This window comes from Actinomadura sp. NPDC048955 (assembly GCF_040649435.1).
Taxonomy (GTDB): Bacteria; Actinomycetota; Actinomycetes; order Streptosporangiales; family Streptosporangiaceae; genus Spirillospora; species Spirillospora luteofluorescens.
In genome coordinates this window covers 1-6,306 of sequence record NZ_JBEZJI010000130.1, presented here as the reverse complement: position 1 = coordinate 6,306, position 6,306 = coordinate 1, and the positions used below count along the sequence as shown (strand labels likewise).

At 68.2% G+C, this 6,306-nt stretch carries 4 protein-coding genes; 3 read left to right on the top strand and 1 reads right to left on the bottom strand.

The window, feature by feature from the left end; all coding sequences use genetic code 11:
- Positions 1-779: 779 nt before the first annotated feature.
- Positions 780-1,829, bottom strand: a complete 1,050-nt coding sequence (locus AB0C84_RS45030; protein ID WP_361078841.1) for a DUF4158 domain-containing protein — start codon at positions 1,827-1,829, stop codon at positions 780-782.
- A 363-nt stretch (positions 1,830-2,192) separates the two neighbouring features.
- On the opposite strand from AB0C84_RS45030, the gene AB0C84_RS45025 reads away from it, so the two are divergent.
- Genes AB0C84_RS45025 through AB0C84_RS45015 form a run of 3 tightly spaced genes read left to right on the top strand, consistent with a single transcriptional unit; the run spans position 2,193 to position 5,157 of the window.
- A complete protein-coding gene (locus AB0C84_RS45025; protein ID WP_361078838.1) occupies positions 2,193-3,338 on the top strand; it encodes a site-specific integrase in 1,146 nt (381 codons plus the stop codon).
- Positions 3,335-3,670 (top strand): helix-turn-helix transcriptional regulator, encoded by a 336-nt coding sequence (locus AB0C84_RS45020; protein WP_361078835.1) that lies wholly within the window; start codon positions 3,335-3,337, stop codon positions 3,668-3,670. Before AB0C84_RS45025 ends, AB0C84_RS45020 begins: the two co-directional genes overlap by 4 nt.
- Positions 3,667-5,157: a hypothetical protein gene (locus tag AB0C84_RS45015; RefSeq protein WP_361078832.1), complete on the top strand. Its 1,491-nt coding sequence runs from the start codon at positions 3,667-3,669 to the stop codon at positions 5,155-5,157. The genes AB0C84_RS45020 and AB0C84_RS45015 overlap by 4 nt, the downstream gene beginning before the upstream one ends.
- Positions 5,158-6,306: the final 1,149 nt, after the last annotated feature.

The following is a 6,306-nucleotide window of genomic DNA, read 5'->3' as shown; positions in this document are numbered from 1 at the left end:
GGTCGGCGTCGGTCTCGCGCTGTTCGGCGTGCTGATGGTCACGGCCGTGGTGCCCAACGCGCGGGTATCGGACGAGCGGTGGCGATAGCCCCACTTGCAGCACCGCCGCGAAGGCCATTCCCTGACTCGCGCCGACGAGCGTGTTTGGCACCCGATGCTCCTTGAGCTCATCCGTGGGGTATGCGCCCAGCACGTATGTCAGGCGACGAGATGACGAGCCAGCCCGTGAAGGCTCTCTCGAAACCGACGCACAGTAGAAGGATCACCGGGCCCCCGGCGTTCTCCCTCAGAGTCGACGATGCCCTTCTGCGAGAACGCGAGAATGCTCCACGTGAGCATGTGCATGATCATTCCAGCGTCCAGATTTCCATTTTGGGATCGCCCCTCCGGTCGCAAGGATGCTCGACTGGCTGGTCCGCCACGACCCCAGCGCAGTGCCGCCGGCCGCACGATCGAGGGGATCATCGGCCAGGCCGACCGGGATATTGGCTTCCCCCAAGGTCGCCGAGCGGACTATTACCATGGCCCTCACCGACGGTCCCTGGACCCGTAAGCGCGCCGCGAGTTTCTCGACCGCGTCCTGGTCCCCGAAGCCAACCGCGGCTGTGCTCCCAGCTCGCGGCCCAACGGGTGCTGCTCATCGGCCGGTCTCAGTAATGATCGTCACGCCGTTGCGGACGGCCAGGTCCAGGCAGCGCGTGTACGTCACCGGCGAGGACCCGCGTGGGTCGGTCAGGTCCCCGAGGGCGCCAAGTGTTACCTGACGTAGCCAGGCAACATCACCGGGCCGGTGGCCGCCCGCCACGCCATCGCCGCGAACGCGCGGCTGATGTCGAGGGGTGGCGGCCCAGCTCGCCGGCGATGGTGCGCTGCGACGCGCCCTCGCGGATCCGGTCGGCGATGTGGATGCGCTCGGCTTCGCGCAGGTAGCGCGACGGGCCGGACGGCTCCGGGGCGATGGGAGGCGTCGCCTTCCGTCCCTTGGTGGCATCGCCGTACGCTTCGGCTCCGCCGCCCGCTCCAGCAGCGCCGCCTTCGACCCCAGTGCGTACCGGGCCAGCACCGCCATCCGGTTCGGCGGGATCTGCGACAGCTTCAGCCGCCCAAGCTGGAACGCGCCGATCTCGTCCACCCGCTCCAAAGCGCGCGCGAACGCCGTGCCCGTCGTACGCGTCGGCGGCCGGCGCAGCCGCTCCAGCTCCGAGAACCGGGAGCCCTCCGGCGTCTTCAGCGTCACCCACCAGGTCCCCGGGCAACGCCGCATCCGCGCGGCGGGCCGCTCCCGCGACGGTGACGTGCAGCCGCTTGTCCGCGACCTTGCGGACCTCCGACACCTGCCGGGCCAGCACGCTCACCCCGGGCAGCAGCACGCGGTTGCGCCGCAGCCAGCCCACCGCGTGGTCGAACAGCGCCTTCGGCCCCTCGGCATGCGTCCACGCCCGCCCGTACAGGAACGTCCGGAACCGCCGCGACCACTCTGGGTCCTCGTACTCGTGGTACTCGTAGGCATCGCGGATCTCCCACGCGTGCTCGTACGGCGTCTTCGGCCGCTCGGTGTACCGCTTCACCACCGACGGGTCCTCGATGCCGAGCTGCGCGGCCAGGTGCTCGACCACCGGCCATGGGGCGTCAAGCGGGTCGTCCGGGAGAAACCGGCCGATGTAGCGCACAGTGCAGAACTGGAGCGCGAAGCCGAGCTGATGGTGCGTCGAGCGCCGCAACGCGATCAGATCCCGGTCGACGTCATCCAGGAAGAAGAACCGCCCCAACTCAGGGCGGGTCGGCTCCTCGGCGAACTCCCCGTACGCCTCGGCCTGCTCATCAGTCAGAAATTCACCGGCACAGCACGGACCGTAGCCAGCCCCGGCACCCGCCCGGCGATCTTTCCGCGAACCTCAGCGGAGCCCCAGCCGGTGTCTAGTTGACCATGATCGTTCTCAGCGCCAGCGGCTGTCCGCAGGTTCCAATCGATAGCTGTTTCATCTGATGAAGTCTGCGACTACTTACACATGCCGTCGTACGGCGTGAAGTTCCTGGCCTGGGGGCTCCGTCGAGCCCTCACTGGGGCGGTCGCCAGCGTAGCGCGTCCTGACTCCTCCCTGATGACCCCGTTCCTACCTGCACGTTTGCCATAGGATTACTTCTGATGAAAGATCCTTTCGTTTGATGTAAGCAACGGAAGGTGAGGAAACGTGGGCCGTGAAGGGGCGGCACCAGGCGCGGCGAGCCTGCATCTGGTGGGCGGGACGGCACTGCTGCGTCCCGAGGAGCAGGTCGCCGAGGCCATGCTGGAGGGCTGGCGCAACCAGCAACTCGCCCGCAACCTCGCGTTCTCCACGATCGAGGGCCGGGAGAACGCGGTGAAGGCATTCACCCACTACGCCGACGCCTTCCCCTGGGCTTGGACGCCGCAGTTGGTGGACGAGTGGCTCGGCGACCTTCGGGCCGTCCGGCACCTGAAGCAGTCGACGCTGCGCAACTACTCCGAGGCGGTCCGGTCGTTCTGCAGTTTCCTTACCGACCCGGCCTACGGCTGGGCTGAGGAGTGCGAACGACGCTTCGGCACCCACCCCATCCAGATCGTGCACGAGTGGAACACCGCCGTCCACCTGCAAGAAAACGAAGCCGATCCGTCCAAGCGCGCGTTCACCCGAGATGAACTCCAAGCGTTCTTCGACCACGCCGACGACCAGATCCACCGGGTTCGCGGCGCCGGCCACAAAGGCTGGCTCCGGGCCTTCCGCGACGCGACCCTGTTCAAGACCGCCTACGCCTACGGGCTGCGCCGCCGCGAGGCCCGGATGCTCGACCTGGTCGACTTCGGCCGCAACCCGCACGCCCGGCAGTTCGGCGAGTTCGGCGTCTGCTACGTGCGCTGGGGCAAGGCGATGAAAGGCTCGCCACTCAAACGCCGCAGCGTGTTGACGGTCGGCCCCCGTGACGGCGTCGGCGGGATGGACTGGGTCGTCGACATCCTGGAGCAGTGGGTGGAGGAGGCCCGCGCTGGGTTCGCGCAGGCGGACTCTCCGGCGCTCTGGCCGTCCGAGCGCAGCCCGCGCATCGGGTTCTCGCAGATCAACACTCGCTTCGCCACCTACCGCGCCGCGCTCGGGCTGGACGCGGGCCTGGACTTCCACTCATTCCGCCGGTCCTACGTCACGCACCTGATCGAGGATGGCTGGGATCCGCGGTTCGTCCAGGAGCAGGTCGGCCACGAGCACGCCTCCACCACCTCTCTCTACACCTGCGTCTCGTCGGACTTCCGCATCCGAACCCTGCGCAAGGCCATGGGGGACACGATGAACGCCGCCCTCGCCACCGGAAGGACGCGACGATGAAACGCCAGGTCAGCTACCAATGGCGACTCCGCGAGGTGATGGCTGCCCACGGCATGTTCTCGGCCACTGACCTGGCCGGGCCGCTGGCCGAACGCGGCATCATGCTGTCGTCGGTGCAGGTCTGGCGCCTGGTCACCCAGAGCCCCGAACGGCTCTCGCTACCGGTGCTGGCCGCGCTCTGCGACATCCTCAACTGCACCCCCTCCGACCTGATCGCCACCCGGGCCGAGAACGCCGCGCCCCGCCGCACCGCCACCGGCGAGACCGGAACCCCAGCGCCGCAGGTCGCGCCGATCAGACCCAAGCGGGCTCGGATCCGGCCGGAGCAATGAAGCCTGCCCTGAAGTCCGGCGAGGCCCTTGAGCAATGGGAGCGGTGGCATCTCCACAGCTGCGGCCGATGCGGCCGTCATGGCTACGTCGCAACTCGCTGGCCCGACGGATCCGTGTGCCGGACCTGCGAAGAAAAAGCGCTGCTGACACGCGGGACCTGTCTGGGATGCCGTGTCGATCGGGCGTTGCCCGGCCGCGGCGAGGACGGAACGCCGATCTGCCGCGACTGCGCGGGCATCACCCGCAGCTACCTCTGTGACCGGTGCGGCTTCGTAGGACCGCTGCACACCGGTCGGCTCTGCACCCGCTGCACCCTGACCGACCTGGTCCACGGCTTCTTCGACGACGGCACCGGCCGCGTCAACCCGGCGTTGAGCGCGCTCGCGGACAAACTCATCGCCTCACCCAACCCCAAGTCCACCTGGATGTGGCTGCGCCGACCTCACGTCCACACGCTCATCACCGGCCCGGCCACCGGAGCCCTCCCGCTCACCCACGAGGCCCTCCATGGACTTCCGAACTGGCGCACCGTCGCTCACCTGCGCGATCTCCTCATGGCCGCCGGAGTTCTCCCGACGATCGACAAACAACTGCTCCATCACCAGACCTGGCTGACCCACCGTCTCGGCGAACTCCGCAATGACCCCCATCAGCGCTTGCTCCGCGCCTTCGCGACCTGGCACCAGCTCCCACAGTTCCGCGCCAGGGCCGCCGTCAAGCCCCTGACCCCGGGATCTCGACGAGTTGCCGGTGAGCAGTTCCGGGCAGCGCACACGTTCTTGACCTGGCTCGACACGACCGGCCGTTCCTTGGCCTTCTGCACTCAGGCAGATCTCGATACCTGGCACGCCGGTCACACCCTCCGCCAAGCCAGCACGCTGCGGGCATTCCTACGCTGGGCCATGGGCAGTGGGCATATGCCCAAACGGCGGCTGCCCGCCATGGAGACCACGAAGACCATCCCCATGTCCCAGCAGCACAGGCTTCGGTTGATCCGCCGAGCGGTCACCCACGACGAGCTTCCTCTGACCACCCGCGTCGCGGCATGCCTCGTGCTCGTCTACGCTCAACCCGTCACCCGACTCGTCCGCCTCACCCTCGACGACCTCACCCAGGACCAGGATGAAGTCCTCCTCCGCCTCGGCGACCCGCCCACCCCCATCATCGAACCCTTCGCCAGCCTGCTCCGAGAACTGGCCGCCAACAGGCCCCACCTCAACACCGCGACCAACGCCGACGCACGCTGGCTGTTTCCCGGCCGACGAGCCGACCAGCCAGCCCACGCCGGCACGATCCGCGAACACCTCCGCCTCGCCGGCTTCGCCACCGGCACGGCCAGAGCCGCGGCACTGCGCCAACTCGTCCTGCAGGCCCCCGCACCTGTGATCGCCCAGTCCCTCGGATTTCACCACAAGACCACCACCCGCATCGCCGCAGACGCCGGAGGAGCATGGAACCGCTACGCCCCTAGCGATCACACACAGTGATCAGCCAGCCGAGCACTTCGGCGAATACCGATCACTCGATCAACGACTCCTGCCAGTCCCGAGGCCTGTGTCCCGGGAGATCGCGCGTGACAGTGGCCGTGAGGCCTACCGCGCTGGCGCAGCCGATGCGGCCGCTGAGCAACGAGCCGGTCGCCTCAAGAAGGCGAAGCTGGCGCAGCGCCCGGATTTGCGAGTCGTGGTCGAAGAACTGCTTGCACGCCGCTGGCCACCACAACAGATCAGGCAGCGATATGGGCCAGACCAGCAACAAGTCGTCCCATCAACACCAGGAAGGACAACCCCCGGGCCCGTAGAACCCCGCCCACCCGACGCGACAGTCGGGCCCGACCAACGACCCGCCACCGAAAACGAAGAGTCGGTTGAGTCGCTCCGCGACCCAACCGACCTCACGAAAGATCGAGGCTAACACCTCGGGCCCACCAGCCACGACATTTACCAAGACGTGAAGAACGACGCTCAGCGTGTCACGTCAAAGCCAGGACTCGGCGCCATCCTCGCTCCGCATCGCCAGGGGCGGCGGCCTTCCTCAGCATGCTCGCCGGGCTGCGGGCTGCTGCTGGACATTGGGTGCTTCCGGTCTGGAGCTCGGCGGCCGCGGCGCTGGCGGCGCACAACTCGGCCTGGTCGGGAATGTGGTTGCAGAGGGTGCTGACCTTGACGTCCAGCAGCTTGGCGCAGGAGGTGGCCGAGCGGCCGGGATGGGGAAGCAGGCCGAAGGCTGCTTTGAGGAGGTCGGCGTCGACGAGGTGGGGCGACCTTTGACGCGACCACGTGCTTTGGCGGCGGGAGGCCGGCCACGCAACGCCAGCGGGAGGGCGAACGTGGAGGTGCAAGTTCGTCGCCTGGCCTGCCTGCGGAACGTCCCCTACGTGAGCACGAGGAAGCGTTCCACTAGTCGCACGGCACAGCAGCCACACCGGCTGAGAACCGACGATCTGAGCCTCCAACATCGCCCGCAACCGGGTCCGATTCCGCGGGCAGGTCTGGCCGGGCGACCTGCTGACCTGCTCGGGAACCGTGCCCTCGGTCGACGGTGACACGGTCACCGTCGGCCGCCGCGGCGTGGGGCCGACCGGTGGCCCCCGGTCACCGGGGCGGGGATGCTCCCTCACCCCTGATGAGAGATGT